Raw genomic sequence first — 26070 nt, 5'->3', positions numbered from 1 at the left:
AATTTACATATACCCATATCACGTGAAAATTTTACGCTTAGTTTTACAAAAATGCAACTGGAATCCGGAAGATACTTAACAATCACATAATTACTGTACGTTTGTAAACAAAAAAAAGATTCGCCGAAGCGAACCTTTTACTGAAATTGAATATTATCATTTTTTGAGAAACATCTGCTTCGCAAGCCATGCACAGCCGATGACTCCGGCATCGTTTCCTAGTTCGGCAATCTTGAACGTCGTCGATCCGAAAACCCGCGGTAAAGCGAAGCGTTCGAATTGTTGACGCAGTGGTCCAAGCAATGTCTCGCCTGCTTTTGAGACACCACCACCGATGACGATGATTTCCGGATTAATACTGTTTGCTAAATTGGAGATGGCAAGACCGAGGTGGAACGTCACTTCTTCTACGACTTCCGTTGCGATTCGGTCTCCTTTCTCATGCGCTTCGAATACGTCTTTCGCCGTGACTGCCTTGATGTCGTTAAGTAACGTCTCTTGTCCTTTACGCTTTTCAAGACCAAGACGAGCGATGCCTGTAGCGGACGCAATCGTCTCTAGACATCCTTTGCGACCACATCCACAAAGGACGCCACCTTCAGGCAACATCGTGATATGACCGATTTCTCCAGCCATTCCGACTGTACCATGCACGATTTGTCCGTTCGTGATTAGACCACCACCAACGCCTGTACCGAGTGTGACGGCAAGGAGTTCGGTTGCACCGCTCCCGGCACCCTTCCACATCTCACCGATCGCTGCTGCATTCGCATCATTTTCAAGCACGGCCGGTAATCCTGTTAAACGTTCGAACTCACCGACGAGTTCAAAATTGTGCCAACCAATATTGACTGCCTTTTCAACGACACCCGTATTGAAATCAATGAATCCCGGCGCGCCGATTCCCGCTCCGACGAAATCTTCTGGTCGTTTATTGCTTTCCTGACACTTTTCAAAGAATGATTTTGCGATATCTCCAGGAATCTGTGCCCCGTCATTTAAAACAACCGTCTCGATTTCCCATTTTTCCACGATGATGCCTTGCAAATCTAAAATTGCCATCTTGACTGTCGTTCCGCCGATATCAACGCCGAGTAACCATTTCATTGCTTCGTCTCCCCTATATTCATATAATGTCTGCTTCATCATTTTACCGGACATAACCCATTTGCGCAAAGGGTTGCACAACCTTAAATGTTATCGGATTGTGAACGCTTTAATTCATGTCGTAAGATTAGTTTCGCTGAATCGTACTGACGTTGTTCCAAAACGCCTGCTTCTTGTAATTCATCGAGTTCAAGCATCATCATCGCGATATCTGACGCTCGATCCCCAAGATAGATGAATGTCCCGTATGTCTTGAGTAACTGCTGTACGTCATACAGTGTCTTCATCGACCATCGGCTCCTTTACATAGGCATGTAGCAAATCATATGTTGCTTGTAACGACGTCTCATGCGTACGTTCGTACGAATGACTCGATTCGATGCCAGGACCGAACAATCCGTGTCGGACGTCATGTCCCGCACTCACTGCTGCCGAGGCATCCGAGCTATAGAATGGATAGATATCGACCTTATATGGAATACTATTACGTTGTGCCAAACGCGTCAGTTGGTGACGTAATGCTAAGTCATACGGACCAGAACCATCTTTAGCACAGATCGAGACTGTGAATTCATCGGAGTGTTGACCGTCTCCTAATGCCCCCATGTCGACCGCGATGTATTCTGCGACTTCTTCCGTGAATCCAGCATTTCCACCGAATCCGACTTCTTCATAATTTGAAATCAGAATCTGGACCGTATATGGTAGATCGATTGTTTTCCATTCCTTGATCAATTCAAGCAACAAAGCAACAGATGCTTTATCATCAAGATGGCGCGACTTCACGAATCCTGTTTCCGTATAGAGGAATCGCGGATCAAACGTTACGATGTCTCCTACTTCAATCCCCGCAACGCGCGTCTCTTCTGCTGTCGTCGAACGGATATCGAGTCGTACTTCGATATTATCAGCAGATCGTTCCGTTTTGTTCGTCTCGCGCGACGTATGAACACTCGAATGATGGAACACGATTGTACCTGAAATCGTTTGACCGTCCATCTTGTGAATGAGACAGTTCTCACCTTCGATCGCTGTCCAAGCATATCCCCCTAGTTGTGATAAACGAAGTCGTCCTGTTGGTAAAATTTCTTTCACCATCGCTCCTAGCGTATCGACGTGTGCCGTCAGTAACCGCGTACGCGTTGAAGCACCAGGTAGTGTCGCTAAAATCGCTCCTTTCTCAAGCTTTCGATACGTGATTCCTTCTGCTACCAATCGTTTTTCTACATATGTAATAGCTTCTTTTGTCGAACCTGTTGGACTCGGAATCGAGACAAGCTCTTCAATCGTACGTATGACCTCTTTCATGTTCATTCGCTCCCTTTCAATCGGATTACGACGTGACATCCGCTTTGTTCTCATGATAACAAATATTCATTCTTTGCTGATACTGATATCCTACGGATACCATGCGAAAAAGCTGTAGCACTTTTTTTGCTACAGCTTCTTTCCACACCATCTGAAGAACTTAGACGTACTTTTTCATCCAAATATCATCACGGTATGTGCCGTCTTCTAATTTTACAGAGTCTGGATCTTCCGCATAAACCTCAAAACCGAGCGACTCATAGAGACTTTGCGCTGCTTCATTTCCCGATAACACGGCGAGGATGACTTGCTCGACATCTGGCAATTTTTTCGCCTCATCAATCAAAGCTTCCATTAAGGCACGTCCGGTGCCTCCACGATATTCAGGTGAAACATACACTGCCGAAATCATCGCTTTATGCGATTCGCGTGAAAGTTCATATGGTTTGACCTGACCAAACCCAAACAATGTATCACCGTCGAACATACCGAGCCAAACCTCATCGGAGTCGGGTTCTCCTTCAAGACCTTCTCGTACTTCACGGAGCGGGGTTTGCTGTTCATCGTCAAACGAATGACCGAACGCATCTGGATGATTTTTTAATCCCTCAAGGCGTAGATTCCAGTATTGTTCTGCATCCTCTTTAGTTAATTTTCGAAAAGTATACATGACTGTCGGTTCTCTCCTTTTTTGGGTTTCATGACGTACAATAAAATGACGTAAAAACGCTTCTATCTCTTAATTAACCTTTTTCTAGTAAAATAAAACCTAGATTTTTTCTCTTTTTACTTCACTTAAAAACAGTAGTGATTCATGCTTCACCTTTTCTTTTCATCAAAAAACTCAAGGGTGGACACTGTGATACAGGACCGCCACTTGAGTTTTTTTAGTTTTCTTTTTATAAGGTTTTCATCACGATTCGTACCATCAGCCTTGCAAGACGGGTTCAAGCGTCTGACGCAACACATCAGCAGAATGATGGAATTTCTTCAACTCTTCTTCCGTCAATGAGACTTCAATGATTTCACGCACACCTTGACGATTAATGATGGCGGGAACTCCAATGTGGATACCAGAAATTCCGTACTGCCCATCGACATGCGCACCGACCGTCAACAGACAGTTCTCATTTCCGAGGATGGCACGAACGATCCGAACAAGCCCAAGCCCAATCGCATAGTAGGTCGCCCCTTTGCGCTCGATGATATGATAAGCAGCATCTCGGACGTTGATGTAGATTTGATCGAGATCTGCTTGAGAATAGCGATCGTCTTCAGCAAGTAGTTCATCAATCGTTTTTCCATAAATGCGGCTGTTGCTCCAGGCAGCGAATTCCGTATCACCATGTTCGCCAAGAATATAGGCATGGGCATTTCGGGAATCAATGTGAAAGTATTCTCCGAGCATTTGACGCAGACGCGCTGTATCAAGCACCGTTCCTGATCCAAATACGCGGGATTTCGGAAGACCAGAATATTTCCAGGCAAGATGCGCCATGATGTCAACCGGATTAGATGCCACGACGATGATCCCATCAAAACCGGAATCCATGATTTGACGAATCATTTCTTTCATGATCAACGCATTCTTTGCAACGAGATCGAGTCTTGTCTCACCTGGTTTTTGTGGAGCGCCTGCCGTAATGACGACGACTTCCGCTTCACGGCAGTCCGCGTAGTCTCCAGCCCATATTCGCATCGGTGAAGAGCTAAATGGTGTTCCGTGGTTTAAGTCCATTGCCTCGCCCTCTGCTTTGGCTTTGTTGACATCAATGATGACAAGTTCTTCACAAAGTCCAGCTGTTGACATCTGATAGGCAAAGCTTGAACCAACTGCACCAGCTCCAATAAGGGCTACCCGTGTCACTTTCGCATGTAATTCCATATCGTTATGTCCACCCTTTCATTCGTCCTAAGAGTTTGTTAACTATCTCACAAGTAAATTGTAACATCTTTCACATTCTTTGTAACATGTGAAATTAATCACATTTGTCCATTTTGTGTCATTGATATCCTAACATAAGGAATTACACACTCACATACTTTCCAGTTACCAGAATCGAATGATGATAAACCCGATTCCACTTGCCAAACCACTTGTTAAGACATTGACAGCATCGTTCCCTAAAAATCGAATACCTGAAACGTAAGCTGTCGGTTGACCATGGTGCTCTCGCTTTTCGGTGTATTCCCCACAAACCGTACATCGATAAACGCGTTGTCCCACTGCTCCAAATAGTGTATCCAGTAGGCTCCCGAGTACACCGATGCTTGTTACGAGTAAGACGTGTTTTAAAGAAAGAGAAAATATCCAATGGGCTGCTATCGCGATGAACGCAGCTCCTGCAATTGTACCGATCGTTCCAATTAGCGACATCGCTCCACTCGTTCCTGCTGGTACCCGTCGTAACGTTTTGAGAGACCACGGATCACGTCTTGAGAGCGGTCCGATTTCGGATGCCCACGTATCCGCATTTGATGCTGCGATGACGAATAGAAATAACAAGAGATACGCAAAATCCATCGTCATGGCATACGCTAAGGCAGCAACGAACGCTACCCCTCCATTCGCAAGGACTTGCCATCCGTCACGCGCCCCGTCTTTCTCAACGATGGAGTCGACCGATTGTTTTCTGGATCGTCCGACCTTCGATAACAAGCTCGAGCTACCAAAGAAAAGCAAAAGTACTACTAATCCTTGCCAACCGAATCCGAATGAGACACCACTACCGACGAGCAGAGTCATGATCGCACCACTCGTCGTCAATAAACGAAAAGATCGTCCGGTCCAAGCAAGCAATAGACAAAACAAAATGGTGGCGCTCAACATCGGATGACCTCTAAGTCAGTGACGATCAGGTCCACTGGAATATCAAAGGCTTCCACTTCGAAATCCGGAAGAAGTTGTTCAGAAAAGGCAATCGATACTTTACATCCTGTATATGGCACGAGTGCACGATCGTAATAGCCTCCTCCCCATCCTAAACGATATCCGTCCCGTCGATAGGCGCGACCCGGAACGAGGCAAAGCTCTGCTTGATCAAGTGAAGCGCGACGTGCTGAGGCGGTCGGTTCTGCAATTCCCATCTGATTTGCTTGCAGTTGGTCTTCTGGTCCATGTACATAAAAGACCATCTTGTCTCCGACTACTTTTGGTATCAATACCGTCTTACCCTCTTGCCACGCTTGTTCAATCAGCATCCTTGTATCACATTCATTTCGAAAAGCTAATGTGATCGCGACACAAGTCGCTTGTTGCCACTCAGGTAACAACAAAACATGTTCGTGAATCAACCGTTCCTTCTCCGCACGGTTCTCCATCACATCTAGTCGTTCTTTAATCAGACGGCGTACTTCTTGTTTGTTCATGACTGTCTTCCTTTCCACAAAAAAAGCCATCACACGAAGTGACGGCTTCCATCTCAATTATTTCACTTCACGGTGAAGTGTGTGCTTACGGAGACGTGGGTTGTATTTCTTCAACTCAAGACGCTCTGGGTTGTTACGCTTGTTCTTTTTAGTGATATAAGTACGGTCACCAGTTTCAGTGCAAGCTAATGTGATTTTAACGCGCATGGGATTCCCTCCTATCTAGCTCTCGATGTATCAAGTGATTTTGCTTTACATAAGGTTAAGCATACTCAAGTATCGTACCAAGAAAGGAAAGGAATTGCAACTGTTCATCCGTTCTTTTTCGGATTCGTCACGTGTTGATATGGTTTTTCAAGGTTCTCTTCAAAACGCAACGGCTTCTTTTCGACGTGATACTCTTGTTCCACCCCGTGACGTGACTCTTCTCGTTCTAGATAAACGATCGCTGATTGGCGCAACGCGTCTCCTTCAAGTCGTTTTAAAGCAACGACTAGACCGCCTGAACGATCAGGCGAACGCTCACTTTCGACATCGTAGACGTTACTGACGAGTGGCAACTCTTTGATCTTAGCGATGGCTTGGGCAGCTGATGCGGTCTCCATGTTGAAATTGTGGATGACTGCGAAATCAACGATCTTACTCAAGGCTTGCGCTTGACGTAAGAAAGCTAAGTTTAGAGCCGCCAATTGGTTATAAGTTTGAACGAGCGGTAGACCCGTCACTTGCACTCCGTAAACATGAACGCCTTCTTCAAATCGATACGCCTCCGGATGTTCCGTGACGACATAGACATTCTCACCAGCAGCAGCGAGCCGTCGAGCGAGCTCCGAAGCTGGCCGATCTGACGCATCATATTGTCGGACGAACAATAAGATGGCGTCTGTATTCCAAGATTTCTCACGCTTCACTGCCACGTAGTAATCATGTGCCGTCAAGAAGACATCTGGTTCAATATCTGAATCTTGAAGGAACGGATATTCGCGATATCGATCATCCAACCATTCCACCGTCAGCTCTTCTGCATCCAGTCGACGCTCGGTTTCTTCAAAACGTAAGATGTGCTCACGGAAACGGTTCGCAGCGTATTGCGCTGTCGTCTGTCCATCGAGGATGAACGGCCAGTCGCTCGAGACAGCGAGGAGGTATTCTCGAATGAGTTGACGCTTCGCTTTGACAGTCAACGCATCTTGATGACGATTTCGGGCTACGACACCTGCTAGTCTCTTTTCAAGCTGATGGAGATGACGAATCATCCAGTCATTCCGTTCATTGATCCAGACTTCCGCGTAGCCTTTTCGTCCCCACGTTCCCATCGCGACATGTGCCGTGTCGATGTCTTGGAAGTGACGTTCGAGGAAGATCGCTGGTGAAATCGACTCAATTCCTTGGTCTTCTAAGCGTTCCATCGCTTTACCGAGGAAGTCGGGACCTTCAAACCACCAGTGACCGAACAATTCGGCATCAAATGGTGCTGTGACAAGGAACGGTGGGAAATCTTGTCCTTGATGCGCATCTAAATGTTCACCGAGTGCTTGTGCGAAGTCTGCTGCGTGCTCACTTGTCCGTTGCCATGCCCAATCACGGACGTAATAGTCTTTTTGATCCGTTTCTCCTGTTACGCGATGCAATTTCAACCCTGTATCATAACGTAAGCCCTCTGGGTGCATGAACTCAGCGATTTGATCCCACTCTCGATCGTACGCAAGGTCACGATAAAACTCGCGGTAATCCGGATGACCCGGGTATCCGATGACAGAGCTCCAAATCTTTCCGGAAATGATTTGATCACGCGGAAAGAGTGCCACACCGTGTGGCGAATAGACAGGTGCTCCGATTCCGTGTTTCGGTGACGGATCTGCGTTTAAAATCGAATGTTCGTCGACAAATGTATAACGAATGCCCTCTTCGTACAAAATACGGTCAAGTCCTGGCGTATATGCACATTCTGGCATCCAAAGACCTGACGGACGGAATCCGTAATGACGTTCGAAACAGTTCAATCCCGTTTGAATTTCAGAACGTGCCGCTTGTTCAGACAACATGTGCGGACTGAATCCGTGTGTCGCCGTACACGTAATCAAATCGAGATATCCTTGCTCCTTGTAATGACGGAATGCCCGGTTCAAATCTTTTTCCCAGTGAAGGAACGTATTCAATAAATCTTGATAGCGGTCTTGATAGAACAGAAGCGCATCTCGTTCCTTTTGATCGAGCTCTCGCTCTAGTTCCTGGCGAATCAATCGTAACGTATCCTCGATATGCTCAATATAACGCTCTTGAATCAATGGGTCGGCAAGCATCTCGATGACGGGTGGTGAAATGCTGACCGTCCAACCGAGCGGACGTGACAAACGATCGACTTCCCAAAGCAACGGGATGTAAGTTTCTGAAATCGCTTCGTACATCCATCGTTCTTCTAGGCGATGCGCCTCTTCGTGACGGATATATGGTAAGTGTGCATGTAAGACGAGTGAAAAATATCCTTTTCGCATAGCTTCTCTTCCTTTCCCTCTCTCTAATTCCATTACCGGACGCGATCGAAATAGGAATACGGACGTAATACTTCGACCCATTCCGGTTGTTCGACCTCTCCGTATTGCCAATGTTGCACGACTTCCGCGAACCGTCCGTCCGTGACTGGTTCATCACGTGGCGTTTCGACTGGTTTTGAACGCAGTACTGGAACAAAGTCCCCGTCAATCGTTTGAATGCCCCATTCAATGATGTATGTAGTATTCGGGGTTACCGGTCGTACGAACCAAGCGTTCGTCATCTCCGGTAGTTCAAACTGATACGTTCGGTTCGCTTGTCCTTGTTCGTATTCAACAAGCGTGACATCAATGATGCGTAATTCTTTACGGAACGAATCAAACGTCGTGTGATAGTGTGTCTCAAGCAACTGTTTCGACAGTTCGGATAATTCCCAGTAGACGTATAACGCTGTCGGTGACTGAACGATGGCGTGGAGGATGTCATCCTCGTAATGCGTCGCCATCCCGAACGCGTCGCGTTCTAGCGAAGGTACCAAGTGCACAGACGGTACGACGTCTAAAACCGGTGCAGTCGACTTTTTCGTCTGCTTAACCGTTTTTGATTTTACTTTCGGCGCTGCTGCAGAAGGTTGTTCTGTTAACGATTTACGATATTTAGTCCAAGCATATTTGATTTTCCCTTCAGTCGTATCCAATTGAGCTGCGATTTGTTTTGTTGTCAGCCCTTGTTCTTTCATTTTAATGATTTGCTCAAGCATTCCCAATCACCTCTCTGTCATTATTCACTTCTTTCCTATTCTACAAACGTGTTTCGAATCCCTTTACAAAAAAAGTAGGCAGAGGAAATTCCTCCTGCCTACTTGATTCATCCGTTTAAATCATAATGTTTTCCTTTTTCGAGATAGATCAGATGCTCCCCGACGTTCGTCAAGTGATCACCCATCCGCTCGATGTAGCGGCAAATGTTCGTGAATTGCATGACTTCATCGACGACGATCGGCTGAAGCGACATATGACGCATGTACTGGCGAAGTGCCTTATATGTCGTCTCATCAATGACGTTATCAAGATCAGACAAGGCTTTTGCTTTCTCGACATCTCCATCACGATAGGCGACGATTGCAGTTTCCGTCATATCCAGTAATGTCTCGAATGCTTCCTTCAACAAAGAGATATCGATGACATACGGGAATGTTTCGACACGAAGAACCGCTTTTGAGATATTCCCCGCATAATCGGCAATCCGTTCGAGATCCGACGAAATTTTCATCGCCGTGATGATGCGTCTTAAATCTGTCGCAACGGGTTGTTGCTTCGCGATTAATAAAATCGCATCATCGTTGATTTCGAGCTCAAGATCATCGAGTTCAGTATCGTTTTCGATGACACCACGCGCGATGTCTTGATCATATTTTTCGAGTGCTTCTGCCGTCGTTGCGATCTGTTGCATCGTCTTACGAGCCAGTAAAAAGACCTTTTGATCGAGTATTGCAAGATTTTCTCCAAAAATCGTACGGTTCGCTGCCATTCGTCTCGTCTCCCCTTCTTATCCGAATCGTCCTGAAATGTAATCTTCCGTCCGCTTGTCACTCGGATTGCCAAAGATCCGGTCTGTTTGATCGAACTCGACGACTTCACCATTCAAGAAGAACGCTGTTTTATCCGAAACACGTGCCGCCTGTTGCATGTTGTGTGTCACGATGATGATCGAGTAGTCTGATTTTAACTCTTGGACGAGTTCTTCTACTTTTAATGTAGAAATCGGATCAAGTGCCGATGTCGGCTCATCCATCAAGATGACATCTGGCTCGATTGCAAGGCAACGCGCGATACAAAGACGTTGTTGCTGACCACCAGAAAGACCATAGGCATTTTCGTTCAAACGATCTTTGACTTCATCCCAGATTGCCGCACGGCGTAAACTGCGTTCAACGATCTCGTCGAGGATTTTTTTGTTTTTGACGCCATGGACACGGGGACCATAAGCGATGTTGTCATAAATTGATTTTGGGAATGGGTTCGGTTGCTGGAAGACCATTCCGACCGATGTCCGTAATTCTTCGACACCGTATTCTTTATCAAAGATATTACGTCCGTGATACTCGATTGCACCATTCGTCCGTACGATCGGAACGAGTTCGACCATTCGATTCAATGTTTTGATGAATGTCGATTTCCCGCAGCCAGACGGTCCAATGATTGCCGTGACTTCATTTTTCTTAATGTCGAGATTGACATCTTTCAGCGCATGATCGTCACCGTACCATAAGTTTAAGTCTTTGACGTTATAGACGCTCTCACGTGCTGCTACTGGTTGATTCATACGCTCTGTCCCTTCTGTAACGACTGATTTCGTATTCAGCTTCGTATCCATCATCTGTCTTCCTCCTTAAAAAAAATCCCTTCTATCTATCTCGTTCGATTAGTAGCGTTTTGAGAATCGGTTCCGGATCCAGATTGCAAGTGAATTCATCGTCAAGAGGATAACCATTAAGACGATGATGCCTGCCGCTGCAAGTCCTTGGAAGTCCGCTTGTGGACGACTTGTCCAGTTGTAGATTTGAATCGGTAATGCTGTGAACTCCGAGAAAATACTTTCTGGCGCACGAGCGATGAAAATCGCAGCTCCGACCATGATAAGTGGTGCTGTTTCACCAATTGCTCGGGATACAGCCAAGATGATCCCAGTAATGACACCCGGTAATGATGCCGGAAGAACGACTTTGAACGTCGTTTGCCATTTTGACGCACCGAGTGCAAGTGATGCATGACGCATTGCTTGTGGAACGGCACGGATTGCCTCTTGGGACGAGACAATGACGACGGGAAGACTCATCAACGCGAGTGTCAATGCTCCTGCAATCAATGTTGAACCGAAGCCCATGTTACGTACGAAGAACGTCAAACCAAGTAAACCGAAGACGATTGACGGAACACCAGCAAGGTTTGAGATGTTGACTTCGATGAATGAAGTCATCCGACTCTTCTTCGCATACTCTTCTAGGTAAATCGCTGCCCCGACACCAATGATGAAAATCATTGGGATGATCAAAAGCATCAAGAAGATAGAGCCCATTAACGCCGGATAAATCCCGGCACGTTCCGAACGGCGTGATGGTGCATTTTGCAGAAACTCAAGTGATAACCATGACGCACCGTCACGGATGACGCCGAACAGGAGAATACCTAAGACGACGAGACCAAAGAACAGTCCAGCAAGGAAAATGACTTTTGTGACGTTGTTGACGACGAGTCGCTGGCTAATCGATTTCTTCACCGCGACCGGATCAATGAATTTTTTCGAGACAGGTTGCTTTTCTGGTAAGGCCATCTTAGTACTCCTCTCTGAAGCGGCGTGTGATCCAGTTCGCAAGTAAGTTCATCACTAATGTGAAGACGAACAAGAGTGTACCAACCGCATAGATACTGTAATATTCGACAGTTCCAAATCCAGCATCACCTAAGGCGACCTGAACGATATACGCTGTCATCGTTTGGACTGGCTCGAGTGGATCAATCGCAGCTGTCGGATTCGAACCACCAGCGATTGTTACGATCATCGTCTCCCCGATTGCACGTGACATACCGAGTACGATCGATGCAATGATACCTGATAAGGCAGCTGGAACGACGACTTTTAATGCAACTTCAAGACGTGTCGAACCGAGTGCAAGCGCACCATCACGAATTTTTTTCGGAACAGAGCTCATCGCATCCTCAGAAATCGAAGCGATCATCGGAATGATCATGATCCCGACGACAATCCCTGGGCTAAGCGCATTGTAAATTTGAATTCCTGGAATCAATTTTACGAGTAATGGTGTAACGAACGTCAACGCGAAGAATCCGAAAACGATTGTCGGAACACCAGCTAAGACTTCAAGAATTGGTTTTAAGATACGGCGTGCGCGGTCTGACGCGTACTCACTTAAATAAATCGCTGATGTGAGACCGATCGGCACGGCAACTAGCATCGCAATCACGGTAATCTCAAGCGTACCGACGACAAGTGGCCAAATTCCATACTCTGGTTGTGAGTTGAGTGGATACCAGCTCGTACTGCCGAAGAATTCCTTGAACGGAACGACTTCGAAGAAGTGTTCTGTTTCAATGACTAACGTGAGAATGATGCCGATGGTCGTAACGACCGAGACGAACGCACAAAGGAATAACACGATCGGCATGACGCGTTCCATGACGTTTTTCATACTATATTTTTGCTGTCGGTTCTGTTGAATCAGCTCGCGAACCGATTTATTTTGTGTTGAACTCATCCTTCTTCACTCCCTACTCCTTCTTGACATGAGAACGGGACCCAACCGGTACAGACTTCCCCGGTTGGGCCATCCTCATGACTCGATGATTTATTTCATTGCGTCTTCAATTGCTTTTGCGTTTTCATCGTAACGATCTTGCGGCATTTTAATATATCCGACTTCTTCAGCAAGATCACCAGCGTTTTCGTTCGTGAACTGAACGAAGTCAGCGACTTGTTTTTTGTCTTTCATCGATTTGTTATTGATGTACGTGTAGATTTCACGTGATAGTGGATAAGAAAGATCTTTGATCGTTTCTGGTGTTGGATCGACTGCGTCTTTTCCTTCAGCAGAAAGTGGTACTTCCTTCAACTTATCTTTATTCTCAGCGTAGTATGCATATCCGAAGTATCCGATTGCGCCTTTTGTTCCTTCAACACCTTTGACGAGAACGTTATCATCCTCTGATAATTGAACATCTTTACGCATGTCTTTTTTCTCAAGTACTTCCTCAGAGAAGAAGTCGAATGTTCCTGAATCTTTACCTGGACTGAAGAATTTTAATGGTTCAGCCGGATAAGAAGAATCAACATCTTTCCAAGTCTTGATGTTCGGGTCGAGCCAGATTTTCTCGAGTTGCTCCATTGTGAGTTCTTTTACCCATGTATTTTCTTTGCTGACTGCGACAGTCAAACCGTCATATGCGAGTGCCATTTTCGTGAATTCAATGTTATTCTTTTTCGCTTCAGCCGCTTCTTCTTCTTTAATTTCACGCGACGCGTTTGAAAGATCTGTTTCACCAACGACGAAGCGTTTGAATCCGCCACCTGTACCAGAGACACCGACTGTGACATCTACGTCAGGTTGTTCCATCGAATATTCTTCACCGACAGCTTCCATGATCGGGAAGACTGTAGAAGAACCGTCGATTGCGATTTTTCCTTTTAAATCAGATGAACTAGCAGAACCGCCTTTATCGTTACCACATGCTGCCCCCACTACTGCGATTGATGCTACCGTTGTGATGAGTGCTGTTTTTTTCATCCAAGACATGATTAATTTTCCTCCTCGAAAGTATGTCGCTGACGATGCTACGACTTTTTATCCGTTTTCCTTACAAGACTTATACTACGGATGAACTATTAAAACGAAATGAATCCAACGTAAAAGAATTGTAAAGGCGTGTTTTTTGGTGTTTACAATTCGAAATCCATTAGAAAAAAAGGTCAATGCAAACAAAAAAACGAGAGTGATTGCTCACTCTCGTTTTCCATCTAGTTAATTTGGCTTAGTTTGCCACGGGATATCTTTGACATTAAAGTACGCTTTGACAAGATCGTGACCAATTTTCGAGTTGACGGTTTCTTGTTCCATATAAGGAAGGAACACGGCCCACGCCATCTCTGGATTATCATACGGCGCCCAGCCAACGAGGTTCGAGTTCAATGAACGAACCGGTTGACCGCTTCCGTCACGTAAGGCGATTCCATCGTCACCATAGACACTGACCTGCGCTGTACCTGTTTTAGCAGCTGCATCAATACCAGTTTGTGCGATGATTTTTGCTGTACCACGCTCTCCCTTGACAACACGATGCAATCCTTCTCGGACATGATCAATGTTATCTTGGCTGACTTCAATCCGATTCAGGTAATTCGTCTTGAAGCTATAATCAACTTGTTTTGTCCCTTTTTCAATTGAATTCGACGCGAGAACTTCTTTTAAGAAGTGCGGCTGAACACGATAGCCACCGTTGGCAAGCGTTGAAATATACTGTGCGACTTGTAGCGGTGTAAAGGCATCATACTGTCCGATGACTCGGTCCATGAGTAGCGTGACACGGTCAGGTGTTCCTTGAACACCTTTTGCTTCGTACGGTAAATCAACACCCGTTGTCACTCCAAGCCCGAACTGACTATAGTAATTCTGCATGATCGCAGCTGCTCCGTCCACACTTGCTCCGGCAATACCGTTACTTGGGTACTTCGCCATCCGCATCGCAATATTAAACATATAAACGTTTGATGAACGCTCAAGTGCCGTCAAATCTGTGATTGCTCCCATATTGACGTACGATGCTTTTTTCGTACCCCCGATTGTGATCGGCGCATCATTGATGACTTCGTTTTGACGGATGACGCCCTCCTCGAGTCCCATCGCAACCGTTGCACCTTTGATCGTCGAACCGATCTGAAGGGACGTCAACACGTTATTGATTGCGACATCTGAGAACTTACCGGTTGCTGGATCCAGCTTTTGACCAGACATCGCAAGAATCTCACCAGTCTGTGGATTCATGACGACGGCGTAACCTTCTTTTAGATAACGACTACCCATGCCACGCCCCATTTTAATCGCTTGTTGCATGATTTGGTCGACTTGTTTGTTGTACTCTGCATCCACGGTCAGAACGAGATCTTTACCGGACTCGCCTTCTTCGCGTTTTGGATCACCGACCGGCTCTCCATTGAACGTCTCATACACATCGTACGCGGGTTTCCCGCGCAGAAGATCCTCATACTGTTGTTCAAGGAATGATGTTCCGACACGGTCATTCAAGCTGTAACCTTTTGCTTTGAACTCCGCTTGTTGTTCTGCTGGAATCTTCGAGTACTTCCCAAAGATGTTTCGAAGTGTTCCTTCATATGGATAAGAACGCTCATAGAACGGTTCCACCGATACACCTTTTAAATCTTCTAGATTTTCATCGATGATCGCCATCTCTTTTGCAGAAGCACCGAGTTTGACGAGTTGTGGATCAAGCGCATATCCGACTTCCATGTTGTGTTTGATCGCAATGACTTCCATCGTTTGATCGTCATAATCGATATCGTCTTTCGTAATCGCATCTAATCGGATTTGATCCTGTTCTGCGATTGATAGTTTACTTTGTGCTTCTGCTGAAGGATATTTCTGTTTAACGGCTTCTTGATAACGACGATCAGACTCTTTCGTGTTTGTCGCGATCCAGAAGTCCTTAATATCACGTTCTGTGACTTTCCAATCTTTTTTAGGCAAATCAATGATTGCCGCAAGGCGCTGTGCAATCTCAATGCGTTCATCGACTTTCGTCGTTTGTGCTCGACGGTAGACGATGGAGTATTTAGAAATCGTATCAACCAAAAGACGACTATCCCGGTCATAAATCTTTCCGCGTGGCACTTCATATTTTGATGCAATCATTTCTGTTTTTTGAACTTCCCGCGAAATTTTCTCACCATTGACGATTTGCACGACTCCTAAACGGAAAATCAAAATCGCAAACAATAAAAAAACGACGAAGAACATTAAATTCAGACGAAGCGGCAGATGATTACGCCGTCTTCCTCGTACGGTGATTCGTTTAGCCATGGCGTACTCCCCTATCGTTCAAAAGTCATCTTGTTTCATTATATAGAAGGAAACTTTCCATAACAACCTATCCCATCATTTTCCGCATTAAAAAAAGCGTATCGTTCACAATTGAACGATACGCTCGTTTTCACATTACTTCGCGTCAGCGTAAAGCTTCGCTACGTGATCCCAATCAACGACGTTGAAGAACGCATTGATGTAATCAGGACGACGGTTTTGGTAGTTGAGATAGTATGCATGTTCCCAAACATCAAGACCGAGGATTGGTGTTTTGCCTTCCATGACTGGTGTATCTTGGTTTGGTGTCGAAACGACTGCCAATTTCCCACCGTCAACGATTAACCAAGCCCAACCTGAACCAAAACGAGTTGTTGCTGCTTTCGCGAACGCATCTTTGAATGCATCAAATGATCCGAATGATTCATCGATTGCTGTCGCGAGTTCCCCTGTTGGAGCAGCTCCATCGTTCTTCTTCAGCAGTTTCCAGAAGAATGAGTGGTTCCAGTGACCGCCACCGTTGTTACGGACTGCAGTTTGAATGTTTGCTGGGAGAGCATCCAAGTTTTGAAGAAGTTCTTCAAGTGACTTTCCTTCATGTTCTGTACCCTCAAGCGCCGCATTCACGTTCGTGACATACGTGTTGTGGTGTTTCGTGTGGTGAATCTCCATCGTACGAGCATCGATATGTGGCTCAAGCGCATCATAAGCGTAGCCGAGTTCTGGTAATTCAAATTTTGACATGTTCATGTCCCCCTTTGTGCTATTTTCGAAAACTTCAATACCCTTTAAGACTAGCAAAAGAACCTGTGTTGACGCAAGTCAAGACCCTCGGATTTACTCGACTTCTCGTGGAGCAAAAACAGAGACACCTCCACCTGGAACTGGGAAGACACCGAATCCTTCATCGTCGATCACAACTGGGTGATCTTGGTGGTTCGTATAATCGAACCACTCTTGTCCCGCGCGCTCTTCACCAACGAACATGCGCTTCTCGCACATGTCAGCATTCGACAATAAGACAGCACAGCCAGAGTTCTCGATTTCTTCTACGCCTCGACGAACCCAACCGACGCAATGCGGATCATCGAGATAATCTTCTTGGTCACCATATGCTTTGTGATAACGTGCATACAGTAAAGCATCAATCATTTCTTTTTTACCCTCTACAGGATGAGGTCCTTGCACTCCATAATAGTCACCGTAGAAGACACATGGATAACCGTCTTTCCGAAGTAAGATCGATGCATACGCATGCTGTTTGAACCAGTCATCTACCCATGATTCGAGTGATTCACCTGGTTGTGAATCATGATTATCGACGAACGTGACGGCATTCGTCGGGTGTGATTCGACGAGCGTATCTGCAAACAACGTTGTTAAATCAAACTCTTGTCCCTGGTTCGAAGCTTCATGGAATTTATAATGAAGGGGAACGTCGAACAAATCGATCGTGTAATCAACGCTATCAAGGAAATGACGGCAATCATCGAGATCTGATTTCCAGAACTCCCCGACCATATAGAAATCGCCATCATTTTTCTCGATCATCGATTTTGCAAATTCATGAACGAATTCATAATTGATATGTTTGATGGCGTCGAGTCGGAATCCTTGGCAGTCAATCGTCTCTTGGAACCAATGCCCCCAGCGGATCATCTCTTCACGTACTTCCGGATGGTTATAATCGATGTTCGCGAACATCAAATAATCATAGTTTCCGAATTCGTCATCGACTTGATCGTTCCAGTCTTTATTTTTACCGGATATCTTGAAGACACCGGTTTTTTCTTCACGGGCATCGAAATCCGTTCCATTAAAGAATTCATGTGTCCAGACAAAATCCGAATATTTTCCGTTTCGACCAGGGAACGTAAATTTCGTCCATGCTTCGATTTCGAATTCTTCTGAAATTTCTTTCGAACGGTCTTCTGGATGGACCTCAACGACATTGATTGTCTCAAGTTCATCGGCTGCTGCTTTATGGTTCATGACAACATCCGCATAAATGGCGATGTCATTCTCACGAGCGACTTGAATCGCTTCGACGAGTTCATCCTTTGTACCATATTTCGTACGGACCGTTCCTTTTTGATCAAATTCGCCTAAATCATATACGTCATAAATTCCATATCCTGTATCTTCATCTGATTGACCTTTTGACGCCGGTGGAATCCACACGGACGTGATGCCGGCAGCACGTAATTCAGGCGCCCGCTCTTTCAAGCGTTGCCAGTGCTTCCCATCATTCTCTACATGCCACTCAAAAAACTGCATCATCGTATGGTTACGTTCCATCTCTCTTCGCTCTCCCTTAGTTACTATAGTATGAATATTATTACAATATCTTTACTATTCCCCGGAGGAACAAAAATAAACGCACCTCGTTTTTCAACGAGGTGCGTTCTACTGAATGGACCCTGCAGGGCTCGAACCTGCGACCGGACGGTTATGAGCCGTCAGCTCTAACCAGCTGAGCTAAGGGTCCTTAAGTAATAGTAGCGGCGGAGGGAGTCGAACCCACGACCTCACGGGTATGAACCGTACGCTCTAGCCAGCTGAGCTACACCGCCATGATGTATGTTGCTTTACTCTTACTAGATTACGAGATGTGGCGAAACTTGTCAATATGCTATTTCAAAAAAACAAACAGCTGATTTCATTTTTTGAAATCAGCTGTCATAGACAAATCGTATTTCGCTTAGTTCGTTAATGCCGTCCGCTGTTCAAGGACGAGATCCGTGATGTTTACAGCATGATCGCCAATTCGTTCGAGGTTCGACAAGAGATCGACGAAGATCATCCCTGCTTGGCCCGTACATTCGCCAGCGTTAACACGAAGGACATGGTGTTTACGGAATGAACGTTCGAGTGCATCAAGTTTACCTTCGAGTTCTAGAACTTTGCGAGCTCGTGTAACATCGTCCTCTTCGACGGCGCGAACGGCACAGTCGACGATTTCTTGCGTCAAGGCATACATATCATCAAGCTCTTGTTTCGCTGATGATGTGAACTGAATCCGGTTGACGATTTGGAAATCGACCAATTCGACGATGTTTTCGACGTGGTCACCAATTCGTTCAAAGTCATTGACGGCATGCATCAGTAACGAGTGTTCATTTGATTCACGCTCTGATAGATCATGTGCCGCTACTTTAACGAGATAACTTGTGACTTCTGTATTTAAATGATTAATCGCATATTCGATCTGTTCTGATTCTGATACATCCTTTTTATCATGCGATTGTGTGTAACGGTGTGCTTTTGCAAGCGCATCTTTTGAGAATTCACCCATTCGTAACACTTCAAGCTTCGCTTGGTTTAATGCGAGTGCCGAAGATTGGTTCAAGATATTTTGATCGAGATGACGCGGTTTTGAATCAATCGTCGTATCCGTACCCGGTACGATTTTTTGTACAAGCCATGCGATTTGCGCAATGAACCAACATTGAATCAACGTATTGACGACGTTGAATGTTCCGTGTGCAAAGGCGATTTGCATTTTCGGACCTAATTCAAGCGTGCCTGTGATCCATATGATGAAGCTTGAGAAGATTGGTAATGCAATCAGGAACAATACTGTTCCGATGATATTGAAGATGACGTGTGCTGCTGCTGTTCGTTTAGCTGCAATCGACGCACCAAGTGCTGCGAGTACTGCTGTGATCGTCGTTCCGATGTTATCACCGAACAAGACCGGAAGAGCTGCTTTGATATCGATCATGCCACCAGCGTACAACTCTTGTAAGATACCGATCGTTGCTGACGACGACTGAACAAGAACAGTAAAGATTGTTCCGACGAAGACACCCAGCAATGGGTTATCCGACATCGATACAGTCAACTCACGGAACCAGACGCTTGATTCAAGCGGAGCCATTCCGTCGCCCATCAAAGTGAGACCATAGAACAATGCACCAAATCCGAAGAAAATCTGTCCGATGTATTGAACCCGTTCTTTATTGAAGAAGAAGATCAAGAAAGCACCAATCGCAATCGCTGGAAGCGCTGCTTCCTTGACGTTAAAGCCGATGATGAAGGCAGTAATCGTTGTTCCGATGTTTGCCCCCATGACGACTCCGATCGCCTGTCGTAAATTCATCAGACCCGCACTAACGAGACCGACGACGATGACGGTCGTCCCTGACGAAGATTGAATTAAAATCGTGACAACGATACCTGCTAGAATACCTAATAGTGGATTCGTCGTATATTTATCGAGGATGTAACGTAATCGGTCTCCTGCTGTTTTTTGGAGCCCATCTCCCATATACTTAATACCGAAAAGGAAAATCCCGAGTCCACCAATGAAGGTGAAAATCATTTCCTGCAAATCATAGTTCATCTTGCCAGCTCCTTTATTTCATGTGGATTGATGTGTTTGTAAAGTTTATTTTTTCGACTCCCCTATTATGTAAAGGTCCAGTGAACTTGTAAATAGTTTTTCCGACATCCGTTTGTTAAGGTTTTATTAATCTGTACCATTACACAAAAAGCCTTTATTACCAATGAAAATAAATTAAATAAGTTCTGTTATAAAACAATAGAAAGAGTGATTTACTTGTCATTTTTACGTCAACTGATTAATTACTTACAAACTTCCTTAATCCCAAATCGTCCGTTTTTGCGTCTTCGTTTGGCAGATGTTTCCCTTTATTTCTGTGGATTAGCTTGGATTTCTTTTTGGACAACGGTCATTGATTCCTTCTTTTTACAAAAAAACATCCCGATCGTCGTCTGGTTTATCCTTCATTTCATCTTTATCGCAATCGCTGTATTACTTTACGTATTGTTTATGGCGTATCTCACAAAAGGATTTGTCCGATTGTTACTTCCCCGTCCGTGGGCGTATCGCCAAACGTTTCCTTATACGGTTGCAACGAATCTCTGGTCCTTCCCACTTGGTATGCTTCTATACCAACTCGATTATCCTCGCTTCGGAATCGGGGTGCTCGTAATTGGACACTTCGTCTACACATTAGTGCCATTATGGATTGCCCGTTCCTCAAAGCCACGCGCTTCACGTAAACCCCAATGAGTATTAAAATCAGGCGTCCGACGGATTGACGGACGCCCTTCTTTCATTAAACAATTGTAAATGTTCAATTTTCGTTCTTGTTTCTCGATTTTTAGGGAATAGTTCGATATGATAGAAAAGGTAAACATAAACAATATGGCGGTATGCCACAAAAGGAGATTTTCGATATGCCGAAAATGGTCCATCGCTCTAAGACTCGTCCCGTTCGTGTAGGGGACCTTGTCATTGGTGGAAATAATGAAGTCATCATCCAAAGTATGACGACAACTAAAACACACGACGTCGAAGCGACAGTCGCTGAAATCCTACGCCTTGAAGAAGCTGGTTGCCAAATCGTCCGCGTCGCTTGTCCAGAAGAACGTGATGCGCTCGCACTTGCAGAAATCAAAAGCCGAATCAACATTCCGCTTGTCGTAGACATCCACTTCAACTATAAACTCGCGCTCATGGCAATCGAAGCTGGCGTCGATAAAATCCGGATCAACCCGGGTAACATCGGTCGTCGCGAAAAGGTCGAAGCCGTCGTGACAGCAGCAAAAGCGAAAAACATCCCAATTCGTATTGGGGTAAACGCCGGTTCCCTTGAAAAGCATATTCTTGAAAAATATGGCTATCCAACTGCTCGTGGTATGGTTGAGAGCGCGTTGCACCACATTAAGATCCTCGAAGATCTTGACTTCCACGATATCATCGTCTCGCTTAAAGCATCTGACGTACAGTTGGCGCTTGAAGCGTATCAGCTCGCTTCTGAATCATTCGACTACCCACTTCATGTCGGGATTACGGAATCTGGTCCACTTCGCTCTGGTTCATTAAAATCAGCAGCCGGACTTGGCGCGATCTTGTCACGGGGAATCGGAAACACGGTTCGTGTATCTCTTTCAGCGGACCCTGTCGAAGAAGTAAAAGTCGCAAAAGAAGTCTTGAAATCATTTGGTCTCGCAGCGAACGCAGCGACATTGATCTCATGTCCAACATGTGGTCGGATCGAAATCGATTTAATGTCGATCGCTGCAGAAATCGAAGACTATATCGAAAACATCCAAGCGAACATCAAAGTTGCGGTTCTCGGATGTGCGGTCAACGGTCCTGGTGAAGCACGTGAAGCTGATATCGGTATCGCTGGTGCACGAAACGAAGGATTGCTATTCCGTCACGGAGAAATCATTCGTAAAGTACCGGAAGCAACGATGGTCGAAGAATTGAAGAAAGAGATTGATGCGATCGTTCTCGAAAAACAGGCTGAAAAAGAAGCCGAAAAAGCGAACCACGCATAAATTAAAGACTTCTCCCTCGCGAGGAGTCTTTTTTCGTATCTCGATTTCGACTATGTTATACTAAGTGAAGAAAAATTTTTAGAACGTGGGTGACTGTAAATGAAAATTGGAATCGACATTGATGGAACGATCACACATCCATCCTCTTGCTTCACTTACATGAATAAATATCTCGGAACGTCGATTGACTTCGACCAGGCGTCCGAGTATGAATTGCATACGTATACCGATATGAATCAAATCGAATTTTGGGACTACATGGTGAACTCTGGTCACGAGACAGGCATTTATCGTGAATCCATCCCTCAAGAACATGTTCGCCATCACTTATGGAATTTGCGGAAGCAATATGATCTTCATTACGTGACAGCACGATCGGAGCTCGTTCGTCCTGTAACAGAAGAGTGGATCAAACAACACGAACTTCCTCTTGATTCCTTGATCATGACGGGATCACACGACAAAGTACAAGTCGTCCGTGATTTATCACTCGATTTATTCATGGAAGACCGATTAGAGAATGCTGTGCAGATCGCAGAAGACACATCTATTCCTGTCATCTTGTTCGACGCACCTTATAACCGTAAAGCCGTACCGAATAATGTCATTCGTGTCGCTTCATGGAATGAGGCCGTTCAAGAGATTCAAAAATTTGCACCGATTCGTTAAAACAGCCGATTAGGCTGTTTTTTCCATTTTTATGTCATTACATGACTTGATATCGTACAATGACTATAGGATTGAAACTTTGATATAGGAAGGGCTTCATGATGCTTGCAACAGTGAATATCTTTTTTATGAATATCTGTATTATTTTTTTCGTTTCTACGTTCACCTTTTACTTACTTCGTGATCGTTTGCCAATTCAACCTGACTCTAAAATGTCTACTCGTCTCTATTTCGGACTGTCCAATGGTATAACTGGCATTCTACTTATGCATCATGCAATCGACTTGAATGGAGCATTGATTGATTTACGGTTATTACCTCTCGCTTTGTCTGCCTTGTTCGGTGGTAATATCAGTATTGCCGTAACAGGGCTGATGCTCTTGATTTATCGATTCGTGATTGATAGTGGAGATTCACTAAGCGCTCTGTTTAGTTCTGTCATCACACTACTTGGATTTTTAGTACTTTCTTTTATTTGTCGTCGATTCATCAAACGGCAAGGTTACTTCTTTTCTGCCATCGTCACGGTCGGTTCCCTACTCGTACTCTCGCGATTGATTATGAGTAACTCTCCAGCGGATGCCTGGGGAACGATTTATATTCCATATTTCATTTTAACGATTGGTGGAGCCTTTTTGTTTTATCGTTTGTCTTCACTCCTTCAGCAGCATTTTGTTCTTTATTCTTATCAATCCTACCTTGCTTCGACCGATCAATTGACGCGACTCGCGAATCGCCATGTCATTTTAGAAAAAGTCACGGCGCTCGAAAAGAGTAAAGATGCTTGGGGCGTCATCTTGTTTGATTTGGATCACTTTAAGAATATAAACGATACCCACGGTCATGCTGTCGGAGACGCTGTCTTACGCCACTTTTCGATCTTATTGAACGAGCATTGTCCGGCACCGGTTACGGTCGGTCGATATGGTGGTGAAGAATTCATCGTCATCGTTCCAGACATTGAATTGCATCCTCCTGTCGTCCTAGCTGAAACAATCGTAACAGCCGTTCAGCAAACACCATTCGTCATGCAAGATCATGCCGTATCCATTACGGTGTCCGCAGGTATTGCTTACGCTCATCAACAACCAACTGAAACAGTATTTAAGCAAGCGGATAGCGCTTTATACGAAGCCAAAGCGCAAGGACGAAATCAGTATCGCCTGTATCGATCGGAATGAATACTAAAAAGCCACTTCTCCTCCGAGCGATTCGGACTGAAGTGGCTTTTGTTGGTCAACGGACCGTTCCTTCATTTGTTTTTTGCAGGAGACATATGATTTCTTCAAGTGGTACCGGTTTAGCAAAGAAATAACCTTGGAATAGATGAATGCCGATTTCCTTGGCAATACGTACTTCTTCTCCTGTCTCTACGCCCTCAACGATACATTCGACATGCATCGATTGACTCAATTGGAAAATTGACTCGAGGATGGATTGTCGTTTCTCCGATTCGCCGATTTGTTCGATGAATTGCTTCGGAATCTTTAATTGGCGTAACGGCAATAAGCGTTCTAGGACGTGATATGAGGCATGTCCGGTTCCGAAATCATCAAGCGAAACCGGGAAATCGAGCGTTTTGATACGCTTAAGCGCTCGATGAATCGACTGACTCTCAAAATCAAGCGACTGACTTTCTGTGATCTCGATCTTAATTTGTTGCGGCTTTAATGCATACTTGAGTAGTGTTCGTTCAATGAATGGCATGAATGCCTCACTCGTCAACTGGCGTGGTGATACGTTGACCGACAGCGTAAACTCATCTGGAACCAGACCAATTAATGCTTTACGCGTCTTACACCCTTCCTCAAAGATCCACTCTCCTAAACGAATGATCAAGTCACTTTTTTCAGCAATCGGAATGAACACGGATGGTCGATCAGCTCCCTGCAACGGGGTCTTCCATCGAACCAATGCCTCAAGACCAATGAATTGCTCTGATTGAACATCGTATTGTAATTGATAAACCAGATGAAAATCCGTTTCGATGTTAGCTTGGGCTAGGGATTGTGCTGCTTTGACTCGTAATTCTTGATCCTTACGCCATTCTTGGTCAATACACATCACACGTTCGTTTTGTTGCGCTGCTTCTTGTAAGGCAGTCAATAATTGCTGCACCCGACGCTTTCGATTGTTGGTCGCCCCTTCGCCATTATCAATGACGATGGATATGTTGACATAGACATGATGCCCCTCAATTTCATAAGGTACGGAGATTTCTTGACTCAATTCTTCCATTGCTTCCTTACACGCCACCTCGTCCGGCTTTTCCATAACGATTAATAACGTTCCCGCTTCGATGCGAGCAAATGCTTGATAAGGAGGTAGTTTTCGCTTGAGCCGTTCGATACACGCTCGTAAAACATGTGACTGAATGTCTTCTCCAAAATACCGTGCCAACTCATAATAATTTTCTAAATGAATCCCTACAAAAAAGAGCTTTTGTTCAGGTCGTGGAAAATCGACTTCGTTCAATCCTTGACGATTCAAGACACCCGTCTCTTCGTCACGGCGTGCCGTATCGTGTAGTTGTATCGCAAGATCATTCAAACGATTTAAATTACGGATATGCAAATGATTGATGACCAAGGCGATTGAAACACCAATTATAATCATGCCAATTCGTCCATAATGATCAGTCGGATCAATTTCTACCGTCACGGTATCGGCATTCCACATGACATAAAAACTAGTTGCCACAGCAATAACGATGGCATACCACATCATGATTCGTTGATAGGAGATTAAAGCGATCATTAAAAATAGAAAGCTGCTAGCCCAAACGGTAACCGCCGCATAAGGTAAAAAGCTAATCGAAGTGATTGGAACGACGAGCAACATCAAGGACAATAGGTGAGTTTGCAGCACGGTGCCCATCTTACGACGACTGATATAAAAAATAAAAATACCCATGATGACTAAAAATGAAATAATGACAGAACGACTCAAATACGCATTCTTGATTGTCTCTTCCGTCGTTGTATAAATAATTAGAGCGCCAACAAGCATCATGAACAGGGCAAAATTTCCGATCCACCATTGTTGTTTCCGAACAATGTCCTCCATGTAATTCCCTCCTTTCCAGCAGATTTTCCGTATATAGGTTTCGACATCGCTTGATGATACTCCTGTCGTATAGAATGTGTCAATTCTTTCCTAAAAAGAAAAGTCTTCCCTTGTGCGTATCGCGGAAGACTTTT

24 protein-coding genes and 2 tRNA genes are annotated in these 26070 nt (G+C 44.9%); 4 read left to right on the top strand and 22 right to left on the bottom strand.

Annotated features, from left to right (window positions below; translation table 11 throughout):
- Nucleotides 1-156 precede the first annotated feature (156 nt).
- The 21 genes from ACZGCQ_RS01125 to ACZGCQ_RS01025 all read right to left on the bottom strand — a co-directional run bounded on the left by ACZGCQ_RS01125 (nucleotide 157) and on the right by ACZGCQ_RS01025 (nucleotide 20231).
- Complete coding sequence (locus tag ACZGCQ_RS01125; protein ID WP_481265127.1) at nucleotides 157-1107, bottom strand: ROK family glucokinase; 951 nt, start codon at nucleotides 1105-1107, stop codon at nucleotides 157-159.
- Between the two features lie 83 nt (nucleotides 1108-1190).
- Complete coding sequence (locus tag ACZGCQ_RS01120) at nucleotides 1191-1394, bottom strand: YqgQ family protein (RefSeq protein WP_023467550.1); 204 nt, start codon at nucleotides 1392-1394, stop codon at nucleotides 1191-1193.
- A complete protein-coding gene (locus tag ACZGCQ_RS01115; RefSeq protein WP_481265126.1) occupies nucleotides 1378-2415 on the bottom strand; it encodes a M42 family metallopeptidase in 1038 nt (345 codons plus the stop codon). Before ACZGCQ_RS01115 ends, ACZGCQ_RS01120 begins: the two co-directional genes overlap by 17 nt.
- Nucleotides 2416-2575: 160 nt before the next feature.
- Nucleotides 2576-3085 (bottom strand): N-acetyltransferase family protein, encoded by a 510-nt coding sequence (locus ACZGCQ_RS01110; RefSeq protein WP_481265125.1) that lies wholly within the window; start codon nucleotides 3083-3085, stop codon nucleotides 2576-2578.
- A 258-nt stretch (nucleotides 3086-3343) separates the two neighbouring features.
- Nucleotides 3344-4300, bottom strand: a complete 957-nt coding sequence (locus ACZGCQ_RS01105) for an L-lactate dehydrogenase (RefSeq protein WP_023467547.1) — start codon at nucleotides 4298-4300, stop codon at nucleotides 3344-3346.
- A 165-nt stretch (nucleotides 4301-4465) separates the two neighbouring features.
- On the bottom strand, nucleotides 4466-5245 hold the full coding sequence (locus ACZGCQ_RS01100; protein ID WP_481265124.1) for a DUF92 domain-containing protein: 780 nt from the start codon (nucleotides 5243-5245) through the stop codon (nucleotides 4466-4468).
- Nucleotides 5239-5784 carry a 5-formyltetrahydrofolate cyclo-ligase gene (locus tag ACZGCQ_RS01095; protein ID WP_214808288.1) on the bottom strand — a complete coding sequence of 182 codons (546 nt, stop codon included), beginning with the start codon at nucleotides 5782-5784 and terminating at the stop codon, nucleotides 5239-5241. The genes ACZGCQ_RS01100 and ACZGCQ_RS01095 overlap by 7 nt, the downstream gene beginning before the upstream one ends.
- A 57-nt stretch (nucleotides 5785-5841) precedes the next feature.
- On the bottom strand, nucleotides 5842-5991 hold the full coding sequence (rpmG, locus tag ACZGCQ_RS01090) for a 50S ribosomal protein L33 (protein ID WP_012369771.1): 150 nt from the start codon (nucleotides 5989-5991) through the stop codon (nucleotides 5842-5844).
- A 104-nt stretch (nucleotides 5992-6095) separates the two neighbouring features.
- A complete protein-coding gene (locus ACZGCQ_RS01085) occupies nucleotides 6096-8279 on the bottom strand; it encodes a 1,4-alpha-glucan branching protein domain-containing protein (RefSeq protein ID WP_481265123.1) in 2184 nt (727 codons plus the stop codon).
- Nucleotides 8280-8311: 32 nt separating this feature from the next.
- On the bottom strand, nucleotides 8312-9037 hold the full coding sequence (locus ACZGCQ_RS01080) for a DUF4912 domain-containing protein (protein ID WP_029341065.1): 726 nt from the start codon (nucleotides 9035-9037) through the stop codon (nucleotides 8312-8314).
- A gap of 107 nt (nucleotides 9038-9144) precedes the next feature.
- Nucleotides 9145-9807: a phosphate signaling complex protein PhoU gene (phoU, locus tag ACZGCQ_RS01075; protein ID WP_481265122.1), complete on the bottom strand. Its 663-nt coding sequence runs from the start codon at nucleotides 9805-9807 to the stop codon at nucleotides 9145-9147.
- A gap of 18 nt (nucleotides 9808-9825) precedes the next feature.
- Nucleotides 9826-10602, bottom strand: coding sequence for a phosphate ABC transporter ATP-binding protein PstB (gene pstB, locus ACZGCQ_RS01070; RefSeq protein ID WP_053454494.1), 777 nt, complete (start codon nucleotides 10600-10602; stop codon nucleotides 9826-9828).
- Between the two features lie 99 nt (nucleotides 10603-10701).
- Complete coding sequence (gene pstA, locus ACZGCQ_RS01065) at nucleotides 10702-11610, bottom strand: phosphate ABC transporter permease PstA (RefSeq protein ID WP_029341063.1); 909 nt, start codon at nucleotides 11608-11610, stop codon at nucleotides 10702-10704.
- A 1-nt stretch (nucleotide 11611) separates the two neighbouring features.
- Nucleotides 11612-12553, bottom strand: a complete 942-nt coding sequence (pstC, locus tag ACZGCQ_RS01060) for a phosphate ABC transporter permease subunit PstC (protein ID WP_047396437.1) — start codon at nucleotides 12551-12553, stop codon at nucleotides 11612-11614.
- A 90-nt stretch (nucleotides 12554-12643) separates the two neighbouring features.
- Entirely contained in the window at nucleotides 12644-13588 is a 945-nt protein-coding gene (locus ACZGCQ_RS01055; RefSeq protein ID WP_023467538.1) for a PstS family phosphate ABC transporter substrate-binding protein, read from the bottom strand.
- A gap of 225 nt (nucleotides 13589-13813) precedes the next feature.
- Complete coding sequence (locus ACZGCQ_RS01050) at nucleotides 13814-15886, bottom strand: peptidoglycan D,D-transpeptidase FtsI family protein (protein ID WP_481265121.1); 2073 nt, start codon at nucleotides 15884-15886, stop codon at nucleotides 13814-13816.
- Between the two features lie 135 nt (nucleotides 15887-16021).
- On the bottom strand, nucleotides 16022-16630 hold the full coding sequence (locus tag ACZGCQ_RS01045; protein ID WP_029341059.1) for a superoxide dismutase: 609 nt from the start codon (nucleotides 16628-16630) through the stop codon (nucleotides 16022-16024).
- Between the two features lie 93 nt (nucleotides 16631-16723).
- Nucleotides 16724-18184 carry an alpha-amylase gene (locus tag ACZGCQ_RS01040; protein ID WP_047396429.1) on the bottom strand — a complete coding sequence of 487 codons (1461 nt, stop codon included), beginning with the start codon at nucleotides 18182-18184 and terminating at the stop codon, nucleotides 16724-16726.
- Between the two features lie 116 nt (nucleotides 18185-18300).
- Nucleotides 18301-18374: transfer RNA gene (locus tag ACZGCQ_RS01035), tRNA-Ile, on the bottom strand.
- Nucleotides 18375-18385: 11 nt separating this feature from the next.
- Nucleotides 18386-18459: transfer RNA gene (locus ACZGCQ_RS01030), tRNA-Met, on the bottom strand.
- Between the two features lie 128 nt (nucleotides 18460-18587).
- Nucleotides 18588-20231 (bottom strand): Na/Pi cotransporter family protein, encoded by a 1644-nt coding sequence (locus ACZGCQ_RS01025; RefSeq protein WP_481265120.1) that lies wholly within the window; start codon nucleotides 20229-20231, stop codon nucleotides 18588-18590.
- Between the two features lie 207 nt (nucleotides 20232-20438).
- Here ACZGCQ_RS01025 and ACZGCQ_RS01020 point away from each other — a divergent pair, with 207 nt between their 5' ends.
- The 4 genes from ACZGCQ_RS01020 (at nucleotide 20439) to ACZGCQ_RS01005 (ending at nucleotide 24051) form a co-directional block, all read left to right on the top strand.
- On the top strand, nucleotides 20439-20924 hold the full coding sequence (locus ACZGCQ_RS01020) for a hypothetical protein (protein ID WP_406748870.1): 486 nt from the start codon (nucleotides 20439-20441) through the stop codon (nucleotides 20922-20924).
- A 167-nt stretch (nucleotides 20925-21091) separates the two neighbouring features.
- Nucleotides 21092-22201, top strand: coding sequence for a flavodoxin-dependent (E)-4-hydroxy-3-methylbut-2-enyl-diphosphate synthase (gene ispG, locus ACZGCQ_RS01015; RefSeq protein WP_023467533.1), 1110 nt, complete (start codon nucleotides 21092-21094; stop codon nucleotides 22199-22201).
- Nucleotides 22202-22300: 99 nt separating this feature from the next.
- Nucleotides 22301-22870, top strand: a complete 570-nt coding sequence (locus ACZGCQ_RS01010) for a 5' nucleotidase, NT5C type (protein ID WP_251137596.1) — start codon at nucleotides 22301-22303, stop codon at nucleotides 22868-22870.
- A gap of 98 nt (nucleotides 22871-22968) precedes the next feature.
- A complete protein-coding gene (locus ACZGCQ_RS01005) occupies nucleotides 22969-24051 on the top strand; it encodes a GGDEF domain-containing protein (RefSeq protein WP_481265119.1) in 1083 nt (360 codons plus the stop codon).
- A 55-nt stretch (nucleotides 24052-24106) separates the two neighbouring features.
- Here ACZGCQ_RS01005 and ACZGCQ_RS01000 read toward each other — a convergent pair whose 3' ends face one another.
- Nucleotides 24107-25936, bottom strand: coding sequence for an EAL domain-containing protein (locus ACZGCQ_RS01000; RefSeq protein WP_481265118.1), 1830 nt, complete (start codon nucleotides 25934-25936; stop codon nucleotides 24107-24109).
- Between the last annotated feature and the right edge of the window lie 134 nt (nucleotides 25937-26070).

The organism is Exiguobacterium sp. HSB13, from assembly GCF_056764755.1.
This window is presented reverse-complemented; position numbering and strand designations above follow the sequence as displayed.

Excerpts from the sequence above, each read along its gene's own strand:
- pstA (WP_029341063.1), bottom strand. The coding sequence starts at position 11,610 with ATGGCCTTACCAGAAAAGCAACCTGTCTCGAAAAAATTCATTGATCCG.
- ACZGCQ_RS01040 (WP_047396429.1), bottom strand. The coding sequence starts at position 18,184 with ATGGAACGTAACCATACGATGATGCAGTTTTTTGAGTGGCATGTAGAG.
- ACZGCQ_RS01105 (WP_023467547.1), bottom strand. The coding sequence starts at position 4,300 with ATGGAATTACATGCGAAAGTGACACGGGTAGCCCTTATTGGAGCTGGT.
- ACZGCQ_RS01125 (WP_481265127.1), bottom strand. The coding sequence starts at position 1,107 with ATGAAATGGTTACTCGGCGTTGATATCGGCGGAACGACAGTCAAGATG.
- ACZGCQ_RS01100 (WP_481265124.1), bottom strand. The coding sequence starts at position 5,245 with ATGTTGAGCGCCACCATTTTGTTTTGTCTATTGCTTGCTTGGACCGGA.
- ACZGCQ_RS01095 (WP_214808288.1), bottom strand. The coding sequence starts at position 5,784 with ATGAACAAACAAGAAGTACGCCGTCTGATTAAAGAACGACTAGATGTG.
- ACZGCQ_RS01115 (WP_481265126.1), bottom strand. The coding sequence starts at position 2,415 with ATGAAAGAGGTCATACGTACGATTGAAGAGCTTGTCTCGATTCCGAGT.
- ACZGCQ_RS01085 (WP_481265123.1), bottom strand. The coding sequence starts at position 8,279 with ATGCGAAAAGGATATTTTTCACTCGTCTTACATGCACACTTACCATAT.
- ispG (WP_023467533.1), top strand. The coding sequence starts at position 21,092 with ATGCCGAAAATGGTCCATCGCTCTAAGACTCGTCCCGTTCGTGTAGGG.
- pstB (WP_053454494.1), bottom strand. The coding sequence starts at position 10,602 with ATGAATCAACCAGTAGCAGCACGTGAGAGCGTCTATAACGTCAAAGAC.
- pstC (WP_047396437.1), bottom strand. The coding sequence starts at position 12,553 with ATGAGTTCAACACAAAATAAATCGGTTCGCGAGCTGATTCAACAGAAC.
- ACZGCQ_RS01005 (WP_481265119.1), top strand. The coding sequence starts at position 22,969 with ATGATGCTTGCAACAGTGAATATCTTTTTTATGAATATCTGTATTATT.
- phoU (WP_481265122.1), bottom strand. The coding sequence starts at position 9,807 with ATGGCAGCGAACCGTACGATTTTTGGAGAAAATCTTGCAATACTCGAT.
- ACZGCQ_RS01110 (WP_481265125.1), bottom strand. The coding sequence starts at position 3,085 with ATGTATACTTTTCGAAAATTAACTAAAGAGGATGCAGAACAATACTGG.
- ACZGCQ_RS01025 (WP_481265120.1), bottom strand. The coding sequence starts at position 20,231 with ATGAACTATGATTTGCAGGAAATGATTTTCACCTTCATTGGTGGACTC.
- rpmG (WP_012369771.1), bottom strand. The coding sequence starts at position 5,991 with ATGCGCGTTAAAATCACATTAGCTTGCACTGAAACTGGTGACCGTACT.
- ACZGCQ_RS01120 (WP_023467550.1), bottom strand. The coding sequence starts at position 1,394 with ATGAAGACACTGTATGACGTACAGCAGTTACTCAAGACATACGGGACA.
- ACZGCQ_RS01000 (WP_481265118.1), bottom strand. The coding sequence starts at position 25,936 with ATGGAGGACATTGTTCGGAAACAACAATGGTGGATCGGAAATTTTGCC.
- ACZGCQ_RS01050 (WP_481265121.1), bottom strand. The coding sequence starts at position 15,886 with ATGGCTAAACGAATCACCGTACGAGGAAGACGGCGTAATCATCTGCCG.
- ACZGCQ_RS01080 (WP_029341065.1), bottom strand. The coding sequence starts at position 9,037 with ATGCTTGAGCAAATCATTAAAATGAAAGAACAAGGGCTGACAACAAAA.
- ACZGCQ_RS01010 (WP_251137596.1), top strand. The coding sequence starts at position 22,301 with ATGAAAATTGGAATCGACATTGATGGAACGATCACACATCCATCCTCT.
- ACZGCQ_RS01055 (WP_023467538.1), bottom strand. The coding sequence starts at position 13,588 with ATGTCTTGGATGAAAAAAACAGCACTCATCACAACGGTAGCATCAATC.
- ACZGCQ_RS01045 (WP_029341059.1), bottom strand. The coding sequence starts at position 16,630 with ATGTCAAAATTTGAATTACCAGAACTCGGCTACGCTTATGATGCGCTT.